22 protein-coding genes and 1 tRNA gene are annotated in these 20,095 nt (G+C 71.5%); 17 read left to right on the forward strand and 6 right to left on the reverse strand.

Going from position 1 to position 20,095, the window contains the following annotated elements:
- Positions 1-81 precede the first annotated feature (81 nt).
- Complete coding sequence (locus tag ON759_RS00870) at positions 82-1,596, forward strand: transglycosylase SLT domain-containing protein (protein WP_271678468.1); 1,515 nt, start codon at positions 82-84, stop codon at positions 1,594-1,596.
- A 12-nt stretch (positions 1,597-1,608) separates the two neighbouring features.
- Here the strand turns inward: ON759_RS00870 and asd are convergent, their stop codons facing one another.
- Together asd and ON759_RS00880 are read right to left on the reverse strand one after the other, a co-directional pair.
- Positions 1,609-2,451, reverse strand: coding sequence for an archaetidylserine decarboxylase (asd, locus tag ON759_RS00875; protein ID WP_271678469.1), 843 nt, complete (start codon positions 2,449-2,451; stop codon positions 1,609-1,611).
- The gene (locus ON759_RS00880) at positions 2,448-3,101 is read right to left on the reverse strand and encodes an SCO family protein (RefSeq protein WP_271678470.1); all 654 of its coding nucleotides are present in this window, start codon (positions 3,099-3,101) and stop codon (positions 2,448-2,450) included. Before ON759_RS00880 ends, asd begins: the two co-directional genes overlap by 4 nt.
- 92 nt (positions 3,102-3,193) lie before the next feature.
- On the opposite strand from ON759_RS00880, the gene prmB reads away from it, so the two are divergent.
- From prmB to ON759_RS00940, 12 genes are all read left to right on the forward strand, one after another.
- Positions 3,194-4,141 (forward strand): 50S ribosomal protein L3 N(5)-glutamine methyltransferase, encoded by a 948-nt coding sequence (gene prmB / locus ON759_RS00885; protein WP_271678471.1) that lies wholly within the window; start codon positions 3,194-3,196, stop codon positions 4,139-4,141.
- Between the two features lie 18 nt (positions 4,142-4,159).
- Positions 4,160-5,272 (forward strand): chorismate synthase, encoded by a 1,113-nt coding sequence (gene aroC / locus ON759_RS00890; protein WP_271678472.1) that lies wholly within the window; start codon positions 4,160-4,162, stop codon positions 5,270-5,272.
- 109 nt (positions 5,273-5,381) lie between these two features.
- Complete coding sequence (locus ON759_RS00895) at positions 5,382-6,437, forward strand: aspartate-semialdehyde dehydrogenase (protein WP_271678473.1); 1,056 nt, start codon at positions 5,382-5,384, stop codon at positions 6,435-6,437.
- Between the two features lie 29 nt (positions 6,438-6,466).
- Positions 6,467-8,479, forward strand: coding sequence for a type IV pilus assembly protein FimV (locus ON759_RS00900; RefSeq protein WP_271678474.1), 2,013 nt, complete (start codon positions 6,467-6,469; stop codon positions 8,477-8,479).
- A gap of 18 nt (positions 8,480-8,497) precedes the next feature.
- On the forward strand, positions 8,498-9,289 hold the full coding sequence (gene truA, locus ON759_RS00905) for a tRNA pseudouridine(38-40) synthase TruA (protein ID WP_271678475.1): 792 nt from the start codon (positions 8,498-8,500) through the stop codon (positions 9,287-9,289).
- 3 nt (positions 9,290-9,292) lie between these two features.
- On the forward strand, positions 9,293-9,991 hold the full coding sequence (locus tag ON759_RS00910; RefSeq protein ID WP_271678476.1) for a phosphoribosylanthranilate isomerase: 699 nt from the start codon (positions 9,293-9,295) through the stop codon (positions 9,989-9,991).
- Positions 9,992-10,176: 185 nt separating this feature from the next.
- Positions 10,177-11,415 (forward strand): tryptophan synthase subunit beta, encoded by a 1,239-nt coding sequence (trpB, locus tag ON759_RS00915; protein ID WP_271678477.1) that lies wholly within the window; start codon positions 10,177-10,179, stop codon positions 11,413-11,415.
- Positions 11,416-11,488: 73 nt separating this feature from the next.
- Positions 11,489-11,938: a DUF3144 domain-containing protein gene (locus tag ON759_RS00920; protein ID WP_271678478.1), complete on the forward strand. Its 450-nt coding sequence runs from the start codon at positions 11,489-11,491 to the stop codon at positions 11,936-11,938.
- Complete coding sequence (gene trpA / locus ON759_RS00925) at positions 11,935-12,750, forward strand: tryptophan synthase subunit alpha (protein WP_271678479.1); 816 nt, start codon at positions 11,935-11,937, stop codon at positions 12,748-12,750. Before ON759_RS00920 ends, trpA begins: the two co-directional genes overlap by 4 nt.
- Before the next feature lie 59 nt (positions 12,751-12,809).
- Positions 12,810-13,697 (forward strand): acetyl-CoA carboxylase, carboxyltransferase subunit beta, encoded by an 888-nt coding sequence (gene accD, locus ON759_RS00930; protein WP_271678480.1) that lies wholly within the window; start codon positions 12,810-12,812, stop codon positions 13,695-13,697.
- A complete protein-coding gene (glmM, locus tag ON759_RS00935; RefSeq protein ID WP_271678481.1) occupies positions 13,694-15,052 on the forward strand; it encodes a phosphoglucosamine mutase in 1,359 nt (452 codons plus the stop codon). Before accD ends, glmM begins: the two co-directional genes overlap by 4 nt.
- Before the next feature lie 65 nt (positions 15,053-15,117).
- Positions 15,118-16,056 (forward strand): isopenicillin N synthase family dioxygenase, encoded by a 939-nt coding sequence (locus ON759_RS00940; RefSeq protein WP_271678482.1) that lies wholly within the window; start codon positions 15,118-15,120, stop codon positions 16,054-16,056.
- Positions 16,057-16,129: 73 nt separating this feature from the next.
- Here the strand turns inward: ON759_RS00940 and ON759_RS00945 are convergent, their stop codons facing one another.
- Positions 16,130-16,798, reverse strand: coding sequence for a DUF6445 family protein (locus tag ON759_RS00945; RefSeq protein ID WP_271678483.1), 669 nt, complete (start codon positions 16,796-16,798; stop codon positions 16,130-16,132).
- Positions 16,799-16,867: 69 nt separating this feature from the next.
- On the opposite strand from ON759_RS00945, the gene tpiA reads away from it, so the two are divergent.
- The 3 genes from tpiA to ON759_RS00960 all read left to right on the forward strand — a co-directional run bounded on the left by tpiA (position 16,868) and on the right by ON759_RS00960 (position 18,207).
- Complete coding sequence (gene tpiA, locus ON759_RS00950) at positions 16,868-17,620, forward strand: triose-phosphate isomerase (protein WP_271678484.1); 753 nt, start codon at positions 16,868-16,870, stop codon at positions 17,618-17,620.
- A 37-nt stretch (positions 17,621-17,657) separates the two neighbouring features.
- Positions 17,658-18,080, forward strand: a complete 423-nt coding sequence (gene secG, locus ON759_RS00955) for a preprotein translocase subunit SecG (protein ID WP_271678485.1) — start codon at positions 17,658-17,660, stop codon at positions 18,078-18,080.
- Positions 18,081-18,122: 42 nt separating this feature from the next.
- Positions 18,123-18,207, forward strand: a tRNA-Leu gene (locus ON759_RS00960).
- Positions 18,208-18,260: 53 nt separating this feature from the next.
- On the opposite strand, the gene ON759_RS00965 is transcribed toward ON759_RS00960, so the two are convergent.
- Genes ON759_RS00965 through ON759_RS00975 form a run of 3 tightly spaced genes read right to left on the reverse strand, consistent with a single transcriptional unit; the run spans position 18,261 to position 19,431 of the window.
- Positions 18,261-18,695: a barstar family protein gene (locus ON759_RS00965; RefSeq protein ID WP_271678486.1), complete on the reverse strand. Its 435-nt coding sequence runs from the start codon at positions 18,693-18,695 to the stop codon at positions 18,261-18,263.
- Positions 18,692-19,180 carry a guanyl-specific ribonuclease gene (locus ON759_RS00970; protein WP_271678487.1) on the reverse strand — a complete coding sequence of 163 codons (489 nt, stop codon included), beginning with the start codon at positions 19,178-19,180 and terminating at the stop codon, positions 18,692-18,694. The genes ON759_RS00965 and ON759_RS00970 overlap by 4 nt, the downstream gene beginning before the upstream one ends.
- 2 nt (positions 19,181-19,182) lie before the next feature.
- On the reverse strand, positions 19,183-19,431 hold the full coding sequence (locus tag ON759_RS00975) for a hypothetical protein (RefSeq protein ID WP_271678488.1): 249 nt from the start codon (positions 19,429-19,431) through the stop codon (positions 19,183-19,185).
- A 67-nt stretch (positions 19,432-19,498) separates the two neighbouring features.
- On the opposite strand from ON759_RS00975, the gene ON759_RS00980 reads away from it, so the two are divergent.
- Complete coding sequence (locus ON759_RS00980; protein ID WP_271678489.1) at positions 19,499-20,095, forward strand: YdeI/OmpD-associated family protein; 597 nt, start codon at positions 19,499-19,501, stop codon at positions 20,093-20,095.

Consider the following 20,095-nt stretch of genomic DNA (forward strand, 5'->3'; position numbering starts at 1 on the left):
CCTGTGGCGCGCGCGCGGGTTGCCGCGGGGCGCGGCAGGCGGCTACCCTGCGGGCTTCCCACGCCGTCCCCGCGAGCCTTGATGCCTCTCCGTCCGTTGCCGGCCGTCGCCGCGTTCGTCCTGGTCCTGTCCGCGGCGCTGGCCGCGCCCGACGCGCAAGCGCTGTCGCGTCGCGAGGAGGCCGCGGTGAAGGCGTTGCAAAAACGCCTCGATGCCGCCGAGAAGCGCTATCGCGATGCGCAACTGGCCGAGGACCCGGAAGCAGGCGCCGCGGCGGGCAGTGCCGCGCTGGCCGAGATCAAGGCGGTGGTCGAGGCCTGCGCGAAGCAGAAGGGCTGCACCCTGGCGCCGATGCTGGCCACCTACGAACGCCTGCTGCAGGCGACGCCGCAGGACACCGGCGAGGGCGAGGATGGCGAAGACCCGATCGACGAACGCGACCTCGCCGACGCCGAGGTGCCGGCGAATGCGGACGCCGCCTCGCTGCTGAGCGAGGAAGGCCAGCGCTTCGTGAAGATGGTCCAGTTCAACCCGGCGGTGCAGGCCGGCATCCGCCGCTGGCTGACCGACATGCGTCCGTCGCTGATGGACAGCTACGAGAACTACCGCTACCTGCAGCAGCAGATGTCGCCGGCCTTCCGCCGCCACGGCCTGCCCGAGGCGCTGCTGTTCGGGATCATGGCCAAGGAATCCAACGGCAAGGTGCACGTGGGCTCGCGCGCGGGCGCGGTCGGCCCGCTGCAGTTCATGCCGGCCACCGGGCGCCGTTTCGGCCTGGGCAACGACGGCACCGGCTTCGATACCCGCTACGACCCGCGCGCCTCCGCCGATGCCGCCGCGCAGTACCTGACCGAGCGCATGGCCCAGCTCGGCAACAGCATCGAGCTCTCGCTGGCCGGCTACAACGGCGGCGAGGGACGCGCGCTGCGCGTGTACCAGTCCAGTGGCGGGCGCAGCTTCTGGGACATCGACGTCTACAACCAGTTCCCCGCGGAAACCAAGGACTACGTGCCGATGGTGATCGCGGCGGCGTGGCTGTACCTGCATCCGCGCGACTACGGGATCACCTGGCCGCGGGTGTACACCCGCCAGGCCAGCATCCGCCTGGCGCAGCCCGCGTCGCTCTACGAGCTGACCATCTGCCTGGGCAATGCCGGCTCGCGCGACGGCTACATGCGCGCCCTGCGCAACCTCAACCCGCGCTGGGACCCCGACAGCACCATGCCGGCCGGCACCGTGCTCGGCGCGACCACCTGGATCGCGCGCCTGTACGAGCGCCATTGCACGCGCGGCCAGCGCCTGCAGCTGGCGGAGCAACTGGTCGCCAGCAACGTGCAGGCGGCGCTGGTGCGGATCGGGCCGGTGACGCCGGCGAACGGCGACGCGGCGACGGCCTCCGCCGCGGTCGCGCCTCCGCCGCCGCCGAAGCCGGCCAAGCCGAAGACCCATCGCGTGGTGCGTGGCGAGAACCTCACCGCCATCGCGCGCAGGTACAGGTGCGACCTCGGCGACCTGGCCAAGGCCAACAAGCTCAAGGCGCCCAAGTTCGCGGTGAAGCCCGGGCAGAGCATCACCCTGCAGGGCTGCGACGGCTGAGGCGGCCCGGCCTCAGCCGCGCGTGGCGAGCCGCTGCCCCAGCCGCACCGGGGCCTCGGCGACCAGCGATGCGGCGAGCGTCGCGGCGCCCTTCGGCAGCAGCACGATCACCGTGCTGCCGTAGTTGAAGCGGGCCATCTCGGCGAAGCGTTCCAGCACGATCCCGCGGCCGCGATAGTCCTTGCGGGTGATGGCATCGGCGTAGGCCGGGATTTCCTCGCCGCTCCACACCGTTTCCACGCCTGACACCAGCAGGGCGCCGACCATCACCTGCACCATCGGCCCGAAGTCGGTGTCGAAATGGCACACCAGGCGCTCGTTGCGGGCGAACAGGCGCGGCACGTTGGCGACCGCGTCGGTGCCCACCGAGAACAGCCGGCCGGGCACGTGCACGGTCTCGCGCAGGGTCCCGGTCCACGGCATGTGCACGCGGTGGTAGTCGCGCGGGGAGAGATAGATGGTCGCGAACAAGCCGTCGGCGAAGGGCGCGGCATCCACGTCGCTGCCCAGCAACTCGGCGGCGGTGAAGCCCTGGCCCTTGGCCTGGAAGATGCGCCCGTCGACGATCGGCCCGCACTGGCTGACGTGGCCGTCGGCCGGCATCAGCAGCGCGCGCGGGTCCGGGTCGGGCGTGCGCGCGCCGGGCTTCAGCGCGCGGGTGAAGAAGGCGTTGAAGCTGGGATAGGCGGTGGGGTCCGGCTGCGCGGCTTCGCCGAGGTCGACGCCGAACTTGCGTGTCACCGTGTCGATCAGCCACTGCTTGACCGCGGGATGGGTCGAGTAGGCCAGCCGCCGCGCGGCGGAGGACAGCGCGCGATGCGGCAGGGCGTAGGTGAGGGTGGTGAGCAGGCTCATGGCGCAGCCTTGGCCAGCGCCTGCAGGTCGGCGGCGATCGCCTTGACGTCGAACGGCGGCTGGATCACGCCGGCCATCCGCGCCTGCGGGTCGAGCAGGACCACGGCGGCGGAGTGGTCGAGGGTGTAGTCGTCGGCCTGGCCGCTCTTGCCGGGCACCTTCATGAATACCAGCGAGAGCGACCGCGCGAAGGCTTCCATCTGCGGCAATGGCGCGGTGGCCGCCAGCGAATCGGGATGGAAGGCATGCGCGTACTGGCCCACCAACTCCGGGGTGTCGCGTTCCGGGTCGGCGGACACGAACAGCACGCGCGGACGGGTGGCCTCCGGGATCGACGCCCACTGCTTCTGCGCGCCGGACAGCTCGGCCAGGGTGGTCGGGCAGACGTCCGGGCAGTGGGTGAAGCCGATGAAGACCAGCGTCCAGTGCCCCTTGAGCTCGTCGGCGGTGAGCGGGGTGCCGTCCGACTGCCGTAGGGCGAACGCCGGGAGCTCGCGCGGATTGGGCAGCAGGGTGGCGCTCTTCACCGCGGGCAGGACGGGCGCGGCCGGGGTGGCGTGGTAGCGCTGCGAGGCCCACAGGCCCAGCCCGGCCGCAGCCAGGACGACGACGGCGAGCCACGCGGGGCGACGGGAAGCGGATTTCGACATGGCGTTCGGCGATGGGGCGGGGGTGGGCAGCGCGCCATGATACCGGCCCGCCGCCGCTATACTTCGGCGCCGACCCGTGCCCACGTGCCCACATGTCCCAGGAACTGCAGACGATCATCGACCTGATCCGCTACGGCGCGAGCCGGTTCAACGCGGCCGGGCTGACGTTCGGGCACAGCTACGACAACGCGCTGGACGAGGCCACCCAGCTGACCCTGCATGCCCTGCACCTTCCCCACGACCTGCCGCCGGCCTACGGCAACGCGCGGGTGACCGAGGCCGAGAAGGAAGACGTGCTCGGCCTGTTCCTGCGCCGGATCGAGGAACGCATCCCCGCCGCCTACCTCACCGGCGAGGCCTGGTTCGCCGGGCTCAGCTTCAAGTCGGACCCGCGCGCGTTGGTGCCGCGCTCGCCGATCGCGGAGATGATCGAGGCCGGCTTCCAGCCGTGGCTGGGCGACCGCGAGGTGCGCCGCGCGCTGGACCTGTGCACGGGCTCGGGCTGCATCGCCATCGCCATGGCCCACCACAACCCGGACTGGCACGTGGACGGCGCCGACATCAGCGACGATGCGCTCGCGCTGGCCGCGGAGAACGAGGCGCGCCTGCACGTGGGCAACGTCCGCTTCGTGAAGTCGGACCTGTTCTCCGGCCTGCAGGGCGAGCACTACGACCTGATCGTCACCAACCCGCCCTACGTCACCAACGACGAGACCGATGCCCTGCCGCGCGAGTATGCGCACGAGCCGGAACTCGGCCTGCGCGCCGGCGACGACGGCCTGGACATCGCCCTGCGGATCATGCGCGACGCCCCGCTGCACCTGTCGCAGGACGGCCTGCTGGTCTGCGAGGTCGGCGAGGCCGAGCAGGCGCTGGTGCGCCTGCTGCCCGAGCTGCCGCTGGCCTGGGTGGAGTTCAAGGTGGGGCAGATGGGCATCTTCGTCGCCGAATGCGCCGACCTGGTCGCGCACCATGCGTCGATCGCGCGCCTGGCCGCGGCCCGCGAGCCGCGCCGCGCGCCGCCCGGCGACCTGTTCTGAGCCCGCGCTGGTGATGCCGTGAACACCTTCGGCCACCTGCTGCGGGTCACCACCTTCGGCGAATCGCACGGGCCGGCCATCGGCTGCGTGGTCGACGGCTGCCCGCCCGGCATCGCGATCGCGCCGGCGGACTTCGCGCACGACCTCAAGCGCCGCGCCACCGGCAATTCCCGCCACGTCTCCCAGCGCCACGAGGCCGACGAGGTCGAGATCCTCAGCGGCGTGTACGAAGGCGTGACCACCGGCGCGCCGGTCGCGCTGCTGATCCGCAACACCGACCAGCGCAGCAAGGATTACGACGCCATCGCCCGCCAGTTCCGCCCGGGCCATGCGGACTACACCTACTGGCAAAAGTACGGCACCCGCGATCCGCGCGGCGGCGGGCGCAGCAGCGCGCGCGAAACCACGATGCGCGTGGCCGCCGGGGTGATCGCGAAGAAGTGGCTGGCCGATCGGCACGGCGTGCGCGTGCGTGGCTGGCTGTCGCAACTCGGCGACGTCGTGCCGGCCGGTTTCGATGCCGGCGTCGTCGACACCAATCCGTTCTTCTGGCCGCATGCGCCGCAGGTCGACGCGCTTGAACGCTACATGGATGCGCTGCGCAAGTCCGGCGATTCGGTCGGCGCGCGGGTGACCGTGGTCGCCGACGGGGTGCCGCCGGGCTGGGGCGAGCCGATCTACGGCAAGCTCGATGGCGAGCTCGCCGCGGCGATGATGTCGATCAACGCGGTCAAGGGCGTGGAGATCGGCGACGGCTTCGCCAGCGTGGCGCAGCACGGGAGCCTGCACCGCGACGTGATGACGCCGGCCGGATTCCAGTCCAACCACGCCGGCGGCATCCTCGGCGGCATCTCCACCGGGCAGCAGGTGCTCGTCTCGGTCGCGTTCAAGCCCACCTCCAGCCTGCGCCTGCCGGTCGCGGGCGTGGACGTGGACGGCAACGTGGTCGACATCGTCACCACCGGTCGCCACGACCCCTGCGTCGGCATCCGCGCGACCCCGATCTGCGAGGCGATGCTGGCGCTGGTGCTGATGGACCAGGCCCTGCGCCACCGCGCGCAGTGTGGCGACGTCGGCGATGTGTCGCCGCGGGTCCCGGCCGGCCTCGCGGACTTCGGCGACAAACGCTAGCGGCGCGCCGCCGGCGGGCCCCTCCGGGCAGCAGCGCGCCGCACCCGCAACAGCGACTCCCCCATCCCGCGCGGCCCGCGAAGGGCCGTGCCACACGAGAGACGATCCCATGGCAGAGGCAACGGCAGGCAGGCGGTACACGGTGGCGGTGGTCGGCGCGACGGGCGCCGTCGGCGAGGCGATGCTCGCGATCCTGGCTGAGCGCCGGTTCCCGGTCGGGGAACTGGTCGCGCTGGCCAGCGAGCGCTCCGCGGGCGGCTACGTCGACTTCATGGACGACGAGGTGCTGGTGCGCGACCTCGCGACCTTCGATCCGGCCGGCGTCGACATCGCCCTGTTCTCCGCGGGCGGCTCGGTGAGCAAGGCATACGCACCGAAGTTCGCCGCCGCCGGTGCGGTGGTCATCGACAACTCCTCGACCTTCCGCTACGACGACGACGTGCCGCTGGTGGTCAGCGAGGTGAACCCGGAGGCGACGCGCGAGCGGCCGCGCGGGATCATCGCCAACCCCAATTGCTCGACCATGCAGCTGATGCCGGTCCTCGCCCCGATCCACCGCGAATACGGCATCGAGCGGATCAACGTGGCCACCTACCAGTCGGTCTCCGGCGGCGGGCGTTCCGCGCTGGAGGAACTGGGGCGGCAGACGGCCGAATTGCTCAGCTTCCAGGGCATCACCCCGTCGCGCTTCCCTGTGCAGATCGCGTTCAACCTGATCCCGCACATCGACGACTTCCAGGACAACGGCTACACCAAGGAAGAAATGAAGCTGGTGTGGGAAACCCGCAAGATCCTCGGCGACGACAGCATCCAGGTGAATCCGACCGCGGTGCGCGTGCCGGTGTTCTACGGCCACTCGGAGGCCGTCAACATCGAGACCCGGCGCAAGGTCACCGCCGGCGAGGCGCGCGCGCTGCTGGAAGGCGCGCCCGGCGTGGAAGTGGTGGACGAGCGCAAGCCGGGCGGCTACCCGACCCCGGTGACGCATGCCTCGGGCAACGACCCGGTGTACGTCGGCCGCATCCGCGAGGATCTCTCGCACCCGCGCGGTCTCAACCTGTGGGTGGTCGCCGACAACATCCGCAAGGGCGCGGCGCTGAATGCCGTGCAGATCGCGGAGGTGCTGGTCGCCGACGGCTTGCCGGCGAAGGCCGCGCGCGGCTAGAGTCCACGCGGGTCGTTCGGGGAATGCACGTGCTCGGTCAATTGCGAATCGCGGTCGCCGCGGCGTTGCTGCTGGCCGCCGGCAACGTGGCGGCGCTGGGGCTTGGGCAGATCCAGGTGAAGTCGCAGCGCAACCAGCCGCTGCTCGCCGAGATCCCGATCATCTCGACCACGCCTGGCGAGCTGGAAGCCCTGCAGGCGCGCCTGGCCTCGCCCGAGACCTTCCGCCGGGTCGGCCTGGCACCGCCCACCGGCGCCGCTGCCGACCTGCAGTTCAGCCTCGGCAGCGACGCCCGCGGCCGCCCGGTGATCCGCGTCACCACGCTGAAGCCGGTCGACCAGTCGGTGCTGAATTTCCTGATCGAGGTCGATTGGGGGCAGGGCCGACTGGTCCGCGAATACACCGCGCTGGTCGATGCACCGCGCACCACCAGTGCCGCCGTGCAGCCCGCGATCGAGGCGCCGCGGGTCGAGGCGCCCAACGTCGTCCAGCGTCCGCCCGCGCCGACGCCTCCGCCTGCGGAGCCGCCAAGTCCGGCGACCCCGGTCGCAGCCGAACCGGTCCCAGCGCCGGCCAACGCCATCCCGCTGCCGGCCGCCCCGCTGGCGAGTGCGGCACCAGCGGCGACGCCGGGCGAGTACGGCCCGGTCAAGCGCGGCGAAGCCTTGTCCAGCATCGTCGGCAAGCTGGACCTGCCCGGGGGCACCAGCCTCGACCAGGCCATGCTGGCCCTGCTGCGGGCCAATCCCGATGCCTTCCTCGGCGGCGACATCAACCGGTTGAAGCGCGGCGCGGTGTTGCGCGTGCCCGGCAGTGGCGAGCTGCGGGCGATCGAGCCCGACGAAGCGGCGATGGTGGTGCGCGAACAGATGCGCCAGTGGCGGCAGGCCCGTCGCCCGGTCGCCCAACCGAGCCAGGTCGACGCCGCCCCCCCGGCGGCCACCCAGGCGGCATCGCCGAAGCCCCCGGTACCGATGGCGTCTGCACCGACGCCGGCACCCACGCGCCAGGCGGCACCGCAGCCATCGGTGCCCAAGGCCGCGTCCCCCAAGGCGGTGGCGCAATCGCCAGGGCGCAGCGAAGCACGCTTGCAGATCGTCCCACCCACCGGCCCCGGCAAGGCCACCGCGACACGAACCGGCGCCAGCGCCGGCGGCGAGGGCAGCATGCTCCAGCAACAACTGCGCCAGAAAGACGAAGACATCGCGGCCAAGGCCGCGGAGATCGGCGAGCTCAAGGAGCGCGTCGCGGAACTGGAGAAGTTGCGCCAGGACCAGCAGGCGATGATCGCGCTGAAGGACAGCGAATTGGCGGCCGCACAGCAGCGATTGGCGGAGGCCAATGCCAAGCCGGGCGCCACGGTCGCCACCCCGCAGCCGGCTGCGGTTGCGGCGAAGCCCGCCGCGGAAGTGCGCCAACCCGTGCCAGAGGAGGGCAGTGCATCGTCGACCACGCCATGGTTGTGGGGCGGCTTGGCCGTGCTGGGCATGGCGGTGCTGGCGTGGCTGGTGATGCGTCGCGGTGCACGCCCCGCATCCAGGCCGCCCGTGCGCCAGCGGACGTTCGATGCGGATGCGCTTGCGGCGAGCTTGCGCGCCCCCAGCCTCGCCGCATCGGACCCCGAACCCGCCGATACCGCGGATGTCGCCGTGACGGAAGAGGCAGGCGCTCCCGGCGTGGCGCAGGACGAGGCGGCGCCTGCCGCTGCGGCACCGCCCCCGGCGCGCAACGAAACGCCCACCTGGCATTCCGGTTGGGTGCAGACCGAGCCTCCGTCGCCGCCGCAACCGGTGGCGCCGCCACCGCGCTTCGTCGCGCCGGAGCCGGTTGTCCCAGCCCAACCGGAGGCGCCCGAACGGGGGCCCCAGGCACCGGCGATCGCGCAGGCCAAGGCTTCGGTCGAACACCGGATGAAGCTGGCGCGCGCCTTCCTCGACATCGGCGACGACCATTCGGCGAAGCAGCTCCTGCGCGAGATCATGGACGACGTCGATCCCGCCGCACGGGATGAGGCGGCGCGCATGCTGCGTGAGCTCGGCTGAGGGCGCGCCGCGAATCGCATGCGCCTGGCGCTGGGGGTCGAGTACGACGGCAGCGGGTTTTCCGGCTGGCAGCGCCTGAGCGCGGCCGGCACGCAAGCCGCCGATGGCAGTTTGCAGACCGCGCTGGAGAACGCCCTGTCCCGGGTCGCCGATGCGCGCATCGACACCGTATGCGCGGGGCGCACCGATGCCGGCGTGCACGGCCAATGCCAGGTCGTCCATTTCGACACCGACGCACGCCGCGACGCGCGTGGCTGGATCCTCGGGACCACCGCCAACCTGCCGCCCACCATGGCGGTGCGCTGGTGCGTGCCGGTGGCCGACGACTTCAATGCGCGTTTCTCCGCGCGTGCGCGGCGCTATCGCTATCGCCTCCTGAACCGCAGCGCGCGCCCCGGCCTGGGGCGGCAGTACCTCGGCTGGGAACGCATGCCGCTGGATGCCGACGCGATGCACGCCGGCGCGCAGGCGCTGCTCGGGGAGCAGGATTTCTCGGCCTTCCGCAGCGTGCAATGCCAGGCGACCCACGCGCGCCGCAACCTGCAGGCGATCTCGGTCCGCCGCGATGGCGACGACGTGGTGGTGGAGGTGCAGGCGAATGCGTTCCTGCACCACATGGTCCGCAACATCGTCGGGTCGCTGCTGGTGGTGGGCCGCGGGGAGCGGCCCATCGGCTGGATCGCCGACCTGCTGGCCGGCCGCGACCGGACCGTCGCCGGGCCGACCGCGCCGGCGCAGGGGCTGCTGTTCATCGGGCCGCGCTATCCGCGACAATGGGGACTGCCGGCGGAAGTCACCGGCGACGAGTGAGCTATGCAGCGCGCCCTGTTCCGCACCCGCATCAAGTTCTGCGGCCTGACCCGCGCCGGCGACATCCGCCTGGCCGGCGAGTTGGGCGTGGATGCCGTCGGCCTGGTGTTCGCCCGGCACAGCAAGCGCAGGGTCGAGCCCGCGTCCGCGCGCGCGCTGCGCGATGCGATGGCGCCGCTGGTCGACGTCGTCGCCCTGTTCATGGACAACCCGGTGGACGAAGTGCGCGAGGCGATCGCGCAGGTGCGGCCGTCCCTGCTGCAGTTCCATGGCAGCGAGGACGATGCCTTCTGCCGCCGCTTCGGCCTGCCGTACCTCAAGGGAATCGGCATGCGCGGGCACGAGGCCGCCCTCAGCGGGCGCATGTTGCATGCGCGCTACCCGAACGCGGCCGGCTTCGTGCTGGACGGCCATGAGGCCGGTGCGGCCGGTGGCAGCGGCCAGCGCCTCGACCTGTCCGCGATCCCGCCGGACATGACCAAGCCGTGGGTGCTGGCGGGTGGGCTGGAGCCGGACAATGTGTTCGCCGCGGTGCGCCGGGCCTCGCCCTGGGGCGTGGACGTCTCCAGCGGGATCGAGGCGCAGCCCGGGGTCAAGGATGGCGCGCTGATGCGCCGCTTCGTCGAGGAGGTCCGGCGCGCGGACTGCGTCGAACTCGGCGAAGACGATGCGTTCAAGTCGTGCAACGCCTGTGGCCGCTGACGGCGCGGGCAGGGCTCGTGTAGGCTACCCGGCATGAATTCCGTGCGCCGCAAACCCGCCCCGTTCGGCCGCTCCTTGCGGCGCTGGCGCCGGGTGCCGGCCGCGATGGTCAGGTGACGCGTCCGGCAGCGAAGCGCCACTTGTCCGCCGCCTGATCGGCTGCCCACGCTCCCGGAAGACTCAGCATGCCCTCCACCTCGATCGATCCCGCCCCCGCCGCGGCCATCGACTACTTTCGTTATCCCAATGCCTCGGGCCACTTCGGCCGTTACGGCGGGCGCTTCGTCGCCGAGACCCTCATCGGCCCGCTGCAGGAACTGGCCGCCGCCTACGATGCCGCCCGCGTCGATCCCGCCTTCATCGCCGAATTCGAGGCCGACCTGGCGCACTACGTCGGCCGGCCCAGCCCGATCTACCACGCCGAACGGCTGAGCCGCGAGGCCGGCGGCGCGCAGATCCTGCTCAAGCGCGAGGACCTGAACCACACCGGCGCACACAAGATCAACAACACCATCGGCCAGGCGCTGCTGGCCAGCCGGATGGGCAAGACCCGGATCATCGCCGAGACCGGCGCGGGCCAGCACGGCGTGGCCTCGGCCACGGTCGCCGCCCGCCTCGGGCTGGAATGCGTGGTCTACATGGGCGCCACCGACATCGAGCGGCAGAAGATCAACGTCTACCGCATGAAGCTGCTCGGTGCGACGGTGGTGCCGGTGACCAGCGGTTCGGCGACCCTGAAGGATGCGCTCAACGAGGCGATGCGCGACTGGGTCACCAACGTCCGCGACACGTTCTACATCATCGGCACCGTCGCCGGCCCGGATCCGTACCCGCGGATGGTGCGCGACTTCAACGCGGTGGTCGGGCGCGAGGCGCGCGCGCAGATGCTGGCGGAATACGGCCGCCTCCCGGACGCCGTGACCGCCTGCGTGGGCGGCGGCAGCAACGCGATCGGCGTCTTCCACGCGTTCCTGAACGATCCGGGCGTGCGCCTGGTCGGCGCGGAAGCGGCGGGCGAGGGCATCGCCACCGGCCATCATGCGGCGTCCCTGGCCGCCGGCCGGCCGGGCGTCCTGCATGGCAACCGCACCTACGTGATCTGCGACGACGATGGCCAGATCATCGAGACGCATTCGGTCTCCGCCGGCCTCGACTACCCCGGCGTCGGCCCCGAACACGCCTTCCTGAAGGACAGCGGGCGCGCCGACTACGTGGGCGTCACCGACGACGAGGCGCTGGCCGCCTTCCACCTGCTCGCCCGCACCGAGGGCATCCTGCCGGCGCTGGAGTCCAGCCACGCCATCGCCCAGGCAATCAAGCTGGCCCGCGACCTGCCGAAGGACGCGCTGGTCCTGTGCAACCTGTCCGGGCGCGGCGACAAGGACGTCCACACCATCGCCGGGCGCGAGGGCATGACGCTCTGAAACGGCGCGACTGGCCTCGCCGGGCTGGTTGCGCGACAATGCCGGGTTCAGTCACCACCCCAGGAGTGCGGCCATGGCCGACGAACAGCAGGCCCCGACCGCGGCCGACCCGCAGAACGCGCAGAACCCGAACCAGCTGGATCCGGCGTTCTTCGATTGCGTCAACGAATACCTCGAGCTGACCAACAAGCAGTCGCAGCAGCAGGGCGTGCGTCGCATCAGCATGGCCAGCCTTTACGCGGCGGCGCGCTTCAATGCCCACGTTTACCTGGTCAGCGTGAAGCCGATCCATGCCGCCGGCGAGCGCAAGGATTTCCTCGACTACATGACCACCATGTACCGCCGGATGCTGAACGAGCATCTGGACGGCATGGGCCAGGAGCGCGGCATCGACGTCGGCGAATCCGAGCTGGCGGCCGAATACGCCGCGGCGGGCGTCCAGGTCGGTCGCGTGGGACCGACGCCGGCGGGTGACTACGTCGCCTCGGCCGGCGCGGTGCCGCCGGCAGCCTCGAACGAATGACCCGGCTGCAGCACCGGCTCGAGGACCTGCGCGCCTTGGGGCGCAAGGCCCTGGTGCCGTTCGTGACCGCCGGCGATCCCGCGTTGGCGGCCACGGTGCCGGTCATGCACGCACTGGTCCAGGCCGGCGCGGACGTCATCGAGCTCGGCGTGCCGTTCTCGGACCCGATGGCCGACGGCCCGGTGATCCAGCGCAGCTCCGAGCGTGCGCTGGCGCGTGGCGTCGGCCTGAAGCGGGTGCTGGCGCTGGTCGAGGCATTCCGCGAGACCGATGCGGCCACGCCCGTGGTGTTGATGGGTTATCTCAATCCCGTCGAGATCCGCGGCGTGGCGACGTTCGCGGCCGCAGCGGCGGAGGCGGGCGTGGACGGCGTGCTGCTGGTCGACCTGCCTCCGGAGGAGGCCGACGAGTACCGCGCGGCCTTCGACCGGCACGGCCTGGCGCTGATTTCGCTGGCCTCGCCGACCACGCCACAGGCCCGCCTTGAGCGCCTGTGCACCCAGGCCGTGGGTTACCTGTATTACGTCAGTTTCGCCGGGGTGACCGGGGCCGACCGCCTCGACGCCGGCGATGCCGCCGGCCACCTGCAGGCGATCCGCGCGATGGCCCGGATCCCGGTGTTCGCCGGCTTCGGCATCCGCGATGCCGCAAGCGCCGCGGCGATGGCGGCGCATGCCGATGGGGTGGTGGTCGGCAGTGCGCTGGTCGCCACCTTGGAAGGGAGCGCCGACGAGGCCGATGCGGCCCGGCGCGCGGGCGACTTCCTGCGTCCGCTGCGCGGGGCGCTCGACGGCTTGCCGGCCGGCGCCTGAGCTAGACTTGCCGATCCGCGCGGCCCCGGTCCGCGCCTGGCTGGAGCAGACCCGACCCGATGTCCTGGCTCAAGAAACTGATGCCCGCCACCATCCGCACCGAGACCGGCGCGGAGCGCAAGCGGAGCGTGCCGGAAGGCTTGTGGGAAAAGTGCGACCGCTGCGGCGCGGTGCTGTATCGCCCGGAGCTCGAGGAACACCTGGAGGTCTGCCCGAAGTGCGGCTTCCACATGGCGATCCGCGCCCGCGTGCGCCTGGCCAGCCTGCTCGACGAGGGCATGGGCCACGAGATCGGCGCCGAACTGGGGCCGGTCGACGTGCTTCGGTTCAAGGACCAGAAGAAGTACGCCGACCGCATCAAGGCCGCGCAGAAGTCGACCGGCGAGCGCGATGCGCTGGTGGCGATGGAAGGCAAGCTGAAGGGCCATGACCTGGTCGCCTCGGCCTTCGACTTCGCGTTCATGGGCGGCTCGATGGGCTCCGTGGTCGGCGAGCGCTTCGCGCTGGCCGCCGAGCGCGCCTTGGAACTGCGCTGCCCGTACGTCTGCTTCTCCGCCAGCGGCGGCGCGCGCATGCACGAGAGCCTGTTCTCGCTGATGCAGATGGCCAAGACCTCGGCTGCGCTGGGCCGCCTGCGCGCGGCGGGACTGCCCTATGTCTCGGTGCTGACCCATCCGACCACCGGTGGCGTCTCCGCCAGTTTCGCGATGCTCGGCGACCTCAACATCGCCGAGCCGGGCGCGCTGATCGGCTTCGCCGGGCCGCGGGTGATCGAACAGACCGTGCGCGAGAAGCTGCCGGAAGGCTTCCAGCGCAGCGAATTCCTGCTCGAGCACGGCGCCATCGACCAGATCGTCGACCGCCGCGAGATGCGCGACCGCCTCGCGCACCTGCTGGCCCTGCTGATGAAGCGGCCGGCCCCGGCGGACGACGCGGAGGCCGCGTGAGCGCACGCCGCTACTTCGGCACCGACGGGATCCGCGGGCGGGTGGGCGAGGGGCCGATCTCGGCCGATTTCGTGCTGCGCCTCGGCAATGCCTACGGGCACGTGCTGGTCGCCGCCGCGCGCAAGGAGCGCGAGTGGCGCAAGCCGATGGTGCTGATCGGCAAGGACACCCGGATCTCGAACTACATGTTCGAGGCCGCGCTGGAAGCGGGACTGGTGGCCGCCGGCGTGGACGTGCAGCTGATGGGCCCGATGCCGACCCCGGCCGTCGCCCACCTGACGCATTCGATGCGCGCCGATGGCGGCATCGTGATCTCGGCCTCGCACAACCCGCACCACGACAACGGCATCAAGTTCTTCTCGGCACAGGGCGAGAAGCTCGACGATGCCACCGAACTGGCGATCGAGGCCGCGCTGGACGCGCCATTCCGCACCGTGGCCTCCGAGCGGCTGGGCAAGGCGGTGCGCACCCGCGACACCATCGGCCGCTACGTCGAGGCTTGCAAGAACTCGGTGCCGCGCGGCTTCAACCTCGACGGCATGCGCATCGTGGTCGATTGCGCCAATGGCGCGACCTACCAGCTGGGGCCGCTGGTCCTGCGCGAGCTCGGTGCGCGCGTGGAGGCGATCGGGGTCGACCCCAACGGCCTCAACATCAACGATGGCGTGGGCTCCACCCATCCCGAGGCGTTGGCTGAACGCGTGCTGGCGTCCGGCGCCGACCTCGGCATCGCTTTCGATGGCGACGGCGACCGCGTGCTGTTCGTGGACGGGCTGGGCCGCGTCCGCGACGGCGACGACCTGCTGTACGTGCTGGCCTGCGACTGGCAGGACAGCGGCCGCCTGCGCGGCCCGGTGGTGGGCACGCTGATGACCAACTACGGGTTCGAGCGCGCGCTGGGCCAGCGCGGCATCGGCTTCGTGCGCGCCAAGGTCGGCGACCGCCACGTGCACCAGCAACTGCTCGCGCACGAGGGCGTGCTCGGCGGCGAGGCGAGCGGCCACATCCTGTGCCTGGACCGTGCCAGCACCGGCGACGGCATCGTCAGCGCGTTGCAGGTGCTGGAGGTGCTGGGGCGCCGCGGCATCCGCCTGGAGGTGGCGTTGGCCGACCTGGGCAAGGTGCCGCAGAAGACGGTGAACGTGCGCTACGAGGCGGGGCGCAGGCCGGCCGAGGCCGACAGCGTCCGCGCCGCGCTGCAGGCCGCCGAGGCGGCGGTGGCCGGGCGCGGGCGCGCGTTCCTGCGTCCCTCCGGCACCGAGCCGGTGGTGCGGGTGACCGTGGAAGCCGACGACCCCGCCCTGGTCGATGCCACCCTGCAGGCCCTGTCCGACGCCGTGCGCGCCGCGGCCTGATCCGGATCAATCCCGATCCATCGCGGCGGTTGCAGACTGCCGCCTCCTTCGAGCGAACCCCAGCCATGAGCGAGCCCTACATCCCGACCCTCGACATCCGCCGCTTCGAGACCGACCGCGCCGCGTTCGTGGCCGAACTGGGCGCCGCCTACCGCGAGTGGGGCTTCGCCGGCATCCGCGGCCACGGCATCCCGCAGGACGTCATCGATGGCGCGTACGACGCGTTCACCGCGTTCTTCGCGCTGCCGGAGGACGTGAAGAAGCAATACCACGTGCCAGGCGGCGGGGGCGCGCGCGGCTACACCCCGTTCGGCGTGGAGACCGCCAAGGATTCCAAGTACTTCGACCTCAAGGAGTTCTGGCACGTCGGCCGCGAGGTGCGCGACGAGAAGTACGCCGAGGCGATGCCGGCGAACGTGTGGCCGTCGGAGGTCCCGGAGTTCCGCGCGCGCGCGCTGGCGCTGTACGACGCGCTGGACGGGCTCGGCTCGCGGATGCTGTCCGCGCTCGCGCTGGGCCTGGACCTGCCGGAGGACTACTTCGCCGACAAGACCAACAACGGCAACTCGATCCTGCGGCCCATCCATTACCCGCCGATCACCACCGACGACGTGCCCAACGTGCGCGCCGGCGCGCACGAGGACATCAACCTGATCACCCTGCTGGTGGGCGCCAGCGCCGAAGGCCTGCAGGTGCTGTCGCGCAAGGGCGAGTGGGTGCCGTACACGGCCGACGCCGACACCATCGTGGTCAACATCGGCGACATGCTGCAGCGCCTGACCAACCACGTGCTGCCGTCGACCACCCATCGCGTGGTCAACCCGCCCGGCGAAAAGGCGCGCCAGCCGCGTTATTCGACGCCGTTCTTCCTGCACCCGAACCCGGATTTCCTGATCGACGTGCTGCCGAACTGCGTGAGCGCCGACAACCCGAGCCGCTACCCCGAGCCGATCACGGCGCAGGGGTACCTCGACGAGCGCCTGCGCGAGATCAAGCTGAAGTGAGCGCCAAGGCCGCCGCAGGGCGGCCTTGCTTTTTCGGGTTGGACCGTCGCGCGCCGTGATGGCGCGCTGTGGCTCACGCCATCCAGAAGAACACCGCGGCCATCCGCTGGTCGGCGAGCAGTTCGCCGCAGTAGGCGGTGGCGCTGTGGATCATGGCCGCGCTGTAGACCAGCAGCCGGTTGAAGCGATTGGGGATGCGGACGTCCTCGACGAAGGCATCGGGTGGCACGAAGCGGGTGCCGAGCGCCTGCACCAAGTTGTCGTGCGGCTTGCCGACCGTATTGCCGCCGAGCTGGCCGCCCGGCAGGCGCTGGCGGTAGAAGCTGGTGCCGCTGTCGGCCGGCGCCGATGGATTCAGGTACAGCACGCCGGCATACCGGCACAGGGCGCGCGAGTCGGTGTGCGGGCGTGCGGCGGCCTCGCGCGCGCCGACCGCCTGCACGCAGTTGTGGTTCAGCGTCTTGCCATCAGGCGCGGCTTCGACCCACAGCTTGCGGCTTCCGGTCGCGTGCATGACGCGGGCCTCGACTTCGGCGAGCTCGCCAGGTTCGAGCGCCGGGATCGCGCGACGGCCCGGCCAGGTCTCGGTGGTATGCGGGAAGCCCAGGCTCCAGTCGGGCTTGGCCAGGCAGCGGGCACGGATCGCCTCCGCGTCGGGCAGGATGTCGTCGATGACCCAGTAATCGCGACCCTCGGTGGGCTTGCGATAGGGCAGGACGCGGGGCGCGGGCGGTCGGTTCATCGCGCGGACTATAGCGCCGTCGGCCCGGGGCGGTTGCTAGACTTGCGCCTTTCTTCGCAGGAGCCGCGCATGCGCCGCAGGATCGTCGCCGGGAACTGGAAACTGCAGGGCGACCGCGCGTTCGCGCGCACGCTGCTCGACGCGGTGGTCGCCGCCCCGGCGCCGGCCGGGGTGCAGTGCATCATCCTGCCGCCGTTCCCGTACCTCGGCGAACTGGCCTGGCAGTACGCCAGGCATGGCCTGGCCTTCGGTGCGCAGGATGTCAGCGAGCACGCGAAGGGCGCGTACACCGGCGAGGTCGCGGCGGGGATGCTGGCCGACGTCGGCGCGCGCTACACCCTGGTCGGGCATTCCGAGCGCCGCCAGTACCACGCAGAGTCCAGCGCCGTGGTCGCGCGCAAGTTCGTCGCCGCGAAGGCCGCCGGGCTGGTGCCGATCCTGTGCGTGGGCGAGACCCTGGACGAACGCGAGTCCGGCGCCACCGAGGACCGCCTGCGCGAGCAGCTCGACGCCGTGTTCGAAGCGGGGGGCGCGGGCGCGATGGCCGACGCGGTGCTGGCTTACGAACCGGTGTGGGCGATCGGCACCGGGCGCACCGCCAGCCCGGAACAGGCGCAGGCCGTGCACGCGTTCCTGCGTGGCGAAGTGGCGCGCCGCGATGCTACAATCGCGGATTCGCTGCCCCTGCTGTACGGCGGCAGCGTGAAGCCGGACAACGCGGCCAGCCTGTTTGCCCAGGCCGACGTCGACGGCGGGCTGATCGGCGGGGCTTCGCTGGTCGCGACCGATTTCCTGGCCATCGCGGCAGCCGCGGCGGCCTGACTGCGCGCCACGGCGCGCGCGTGAGAGAAGACGAACGATGCTGTTGCAACTGATCACCGTGCTGTACGTGCTCATCGCGATCGCGATGATCGCCCTCATCCTGATGCAGCGCGGCGCTGGCGCGCAGGCCGGCTCCGGCTTCGGCGGCGGCGCGTCCGCCACCGTGTTCGGCTCCCGCGGGGCGTCGAACTTCCTCAGCAAGAGCACCAAGTGGCTGGCCATCGCGTTCTTCGCGATCAGCCTGGGCATGGCGGTCTATGCCAGCAAGACCGCGCGCCAGGGCACCGTGGACGCCAAGCCCGACCTCGGCGTGATGGGACAGCCGCTGGCCCCGGCGCCCGCCGCGCCCGCTGCCGCCATCCCGACCGCCCCGGCCCAGCCGGCGGCCACGGCTCCGGCCGCGGTGCCGGCACCCGCACCGGCCGCGCCGCAGCAGCCGGCCCCTGCGCAGGCGCAGTGATCCCGCCTACAATAGGCGGCCGGCGCAGCCCGGAACGTTTCAGCCCAGGTGGCGGAATTGGTAGACGCACTACCTTGAGGTGGTAGCGACTTAGGTCGTAGGGGTTCGAGTCCCCTCTTGGGCACCAATCGCAGCAACGACGAACCCCGCCAAGGCGGGGTTTATCGTATGCGTGGTGCGTCAATCCGCGTCGACGAAGTCCTCGTCGGGGAGCGCGAGGAAGGCCCAGAACGCGATGCCGCGCGCGCGCCAGCCCGAACTGGCTTCGTCGAGCAGGTCGAGCAGGGTCTCGAAGCTGGTTTCGTCCGCATCCCGGACATCGGCCGCCCCCTCGAACAACAGCGCGTAACCCGCGGCGGGCAACCACGACAGGTCGCGCAGGCGATCAGCCAGGGCATCCCAGTTGCGGCCGCTGCCGGCCGGGAAGTCGAGGGCGGTCGCCATGCGCAGCATCAGCATCGGCTTGCCGGTGCAGCCCGCCAGGTCGATGCGCCGCGCGAGCAGGCCGGCATCCCGGCTGGCGGCGTCGAGGGTGGCGATGTCGCCGCTGCCGACGAAGAACACCCCGCTGCGGGCGGGATCGGAAAGGCCGAGGTCGAAGCCGGAGGCGCTCATGGACGGGGGGCACCGGGGTCGAAGCGGCGGAAGGTCTCGTAGTGGTCGTCGGTGTAGTACCAGGCCTGCGGCGGATCGCCGCCGGTGACGATCCGGCGCGCACCGCGATGCCTCAGCCCCGGGGTTTCCACGGTGTACTCGCGGTACCAGCCCCGCGGTTGGCGGGGCAGGTGGCCTTCGCGGTTGCCGAACACGCTGCCATCCTGCGCATGCGGGAAGGGGCCGCCGGAGTGGATCAGGCGCACCGTGCGGCGTGCCTCGGCGGGCAGCCCGGCCATCGTCCCGGTGTCCGCCGATGGCGCGGGCGAGGCGTCGGCGACGGGCGGGCTGGGGGCCGGGCCGGGATCGGCGGCACCCGCGGCAGGCGCGGTCCGAATGGCCGGCGCCTCGACGCCCGGCGACCGGGGCCACAGCAGCCACGCAACGATCAGCAACGCGGCCAACCACAGCCACGGTGCAGCGCGACGGGAGGAGGCTCCGCGCAACGTCAATGACCCCGCAGGCGAAGCCGATGCTGGGCCTGCAGCACGCCGTCCCGGGCGAGCACCGCGCAGTCCTTGCGATCCGGATCCATCAGGACCGCGACCGGATCCTGGAACAGCGGATGGCGGATGAACTTGAGCTCCCAGCCATAGCGTTCGAGTTCGGCCAGGGTGTCCAGTTGTGCTTCGCTGAGTTCCGCGCGCAACGCGCGCCCCGACTTGTGCGCGCCTGTCCTGCGTTCGGCCTGGGCCATGCGCGTCCCCTGTCCGTGGTCGGCATCCGCAGGCAGAATGGCCCCGTCACCGCCACGGTGCAAGTGCATGGCCCGCGACCCCCGCATCGACGCCTACATCGAACGCGCAGCCCCCTTCGCGCAGCCGATCCTCCAACACGTGCGCGTCCTGGTACATGAGGCCTGCCCAGCGGTGGAGGAGACGATCAAATGGGGCATGCCGACCTTCGTCCACGCAGGCGCCATCCTGTGCGGAATGGCGGCATTCAGGCAGCATGCGTCGTTCGGTTTCTGGAAACATGCGTTGGTGGTCGGCGAGGGCGAGCCGCGCGACGGCATGGGCAGCTACGGCAAGCTGGTGTCGCTGGACGACCTGCCGCCGAAACGCACCCTGCTGGCGCACCTGCGCAAGGCGGTGGCGTTGAACGAGGCCGGGGTGAAGTCGCCGGCGCGCAAGTCGGCCCCGAAGCCGCCGCCAGAGACGACACCCGAATTGGCGGCCGCACTCGCGCAGTCGCCGGCCGCGAAGGCGGCATTCGACGCCTTCCCGCCGGGGTGCCGGCGCGAGTACATCGAGTGGATCACCGGGGCCAAGCGCCCGGAGACGCGGGCCCGGCGGGTGTCGGAGGCGGTCGCGTGGATGGCCGAGGGCAAGCGCCGCAACTGGAAGTACGAAAACTGCTGA

It is taken from the genome of Thermomonas mangrovi (genome assembly GCF_028201335.1).
In the GTDB taxonomy this organism is placed as follows: Bacteria; Pseudomonadota; Gammaproteobacteria; order Xanthomonadales; family Xanthomonadaceae; genus Thermomonas; species Thermomonas mangrovi.

Excerpts from the sequence above, each read along its gene's own strand:
- ON759_RS00870 (WP_271678468.1), top strand. The coding sequence starts at position 82 with ATGCCTCTCCGTCCGTTGCCGGCCGTCGCCGCGTTCGTCCTGGTCCTG.
- asd (WP_271678469.1), bottom strand. The coding sequence starts at position 2,451 with ATGAGCCTGCTCACCACCCTCACCTACGCCCTGCCGCATCGCGCGCTG.
- ON759_RS00880 (WP_271678470.1), bottom strand. The coding sequence starts at position 3,101 with ATGTCGAAATCCGCTTCCCGTCGCCCCGCGTGGCTCGCCGTCGTCGTC.
- prmB (WP_271678471.1), top strand. The coding sequence starts at position 3,194 with ATGTCCCAGGAACTGCAGACGATCATCGACCTGATCCGCTACGGCGCG.
- ON759_RS00895 (WP_271678473.1), top strand. The coding sequence starts at position 5,382 with ATGGCAGAGGCAACGGCAGGCAGGCGGTACACGGTGGCGGTGGTCGGC.
- truA (WP_271678475.1), top strand. The coding sequence starts at position 8,498 with ATGCGCCTGGCGCTGGGGGTCGAGTACGACGGCAGCGGGTTTTCCGGC.
- ON759_RS00910 (WP_271678476.1), top strand. The coding sequence starts at position 9,293 with ATGCAGCGCGCCCTGTTCCGCACCCGCATCAAGTTCTGCGGCCTGACC.
- trpB (WP_271678477.1), top strand. The coding sequence starts at position 10,177 with ATGCCCTCCACCTCGATCGATCCCGCCCCCGCCGCGGCCATCGACTAC.
- ON759_RS00920 (WP_271678478.1), top strand. The coding sequence starts at position 11,489 with ATGGCCGACGAACAGCAGGCCCCGACCGCGGCCGACCCGCAGAACGCG.
- trpA (WP_271678479.1), top strand. The coding sequence starts at position 11,935 with ATGACCCGGCTGCAGCACCGGCTCGAGGACCTGCGCGCCTTGGGGCGC.
- accD (WP_271678480.1), top strand. The coding sequence starts at position 12,810 with ATGTCCTGGCTCAAGAAACTGATGCCCGCCACCATCCGCACCGAGACC.
- ON759_RS00940 (WP_271678482.1), top strand. The coding sequence starts at position 15,118 with ATGAGCGAGCCCTACATCCCGACCCTCGACATCCGCCGCTTCGAGACC.
- ON759_RS00945 (WP_271678483.1), bottom strand. The coding sequence starts at position 16,798 with ATGAACCGACCGCCCGCGCCCCGCGTCCTGCCCTATCGCAAGCCCACC.
- tpiA (WP_271678484.1), top strand. The coding sequence starts at position 16,868 with ATGCGCCGCAGGATCGTCGCCGGGAACTGGAAACTGCAGGGCGACCGC.
- secG (WP_271678485.1), top strand. The coding sequence starts at position 17,658 with ATGCTGTTGCAACTGATCACCGTGCTGTACGTGCTCATCGCGATCGCG.
- ON759_RS00965 (WP_271678486.1), bottom strand. The coding sequence starts at position 18,695 with ATGAGCGCCTCCGGCTTCGACCTCGGCCTTTCCGATCCCGCCCGCAGC.
- ON759_RS00975 (WP_271678488.1), bottom strand. The coding sequence starts at position 19,431 with ATGGCCCAGGCCGAACGCAGGACAGGCGCGCACAAGTCGGGGCGCGCG.
- ON759_RS00980 (WP_271678489.1), top strand. The coding sequence starts at position 19,499 with ATGGCCCGCGACCCCCGCATCGACGCCTACATCGAACGCGCAGCCCCC.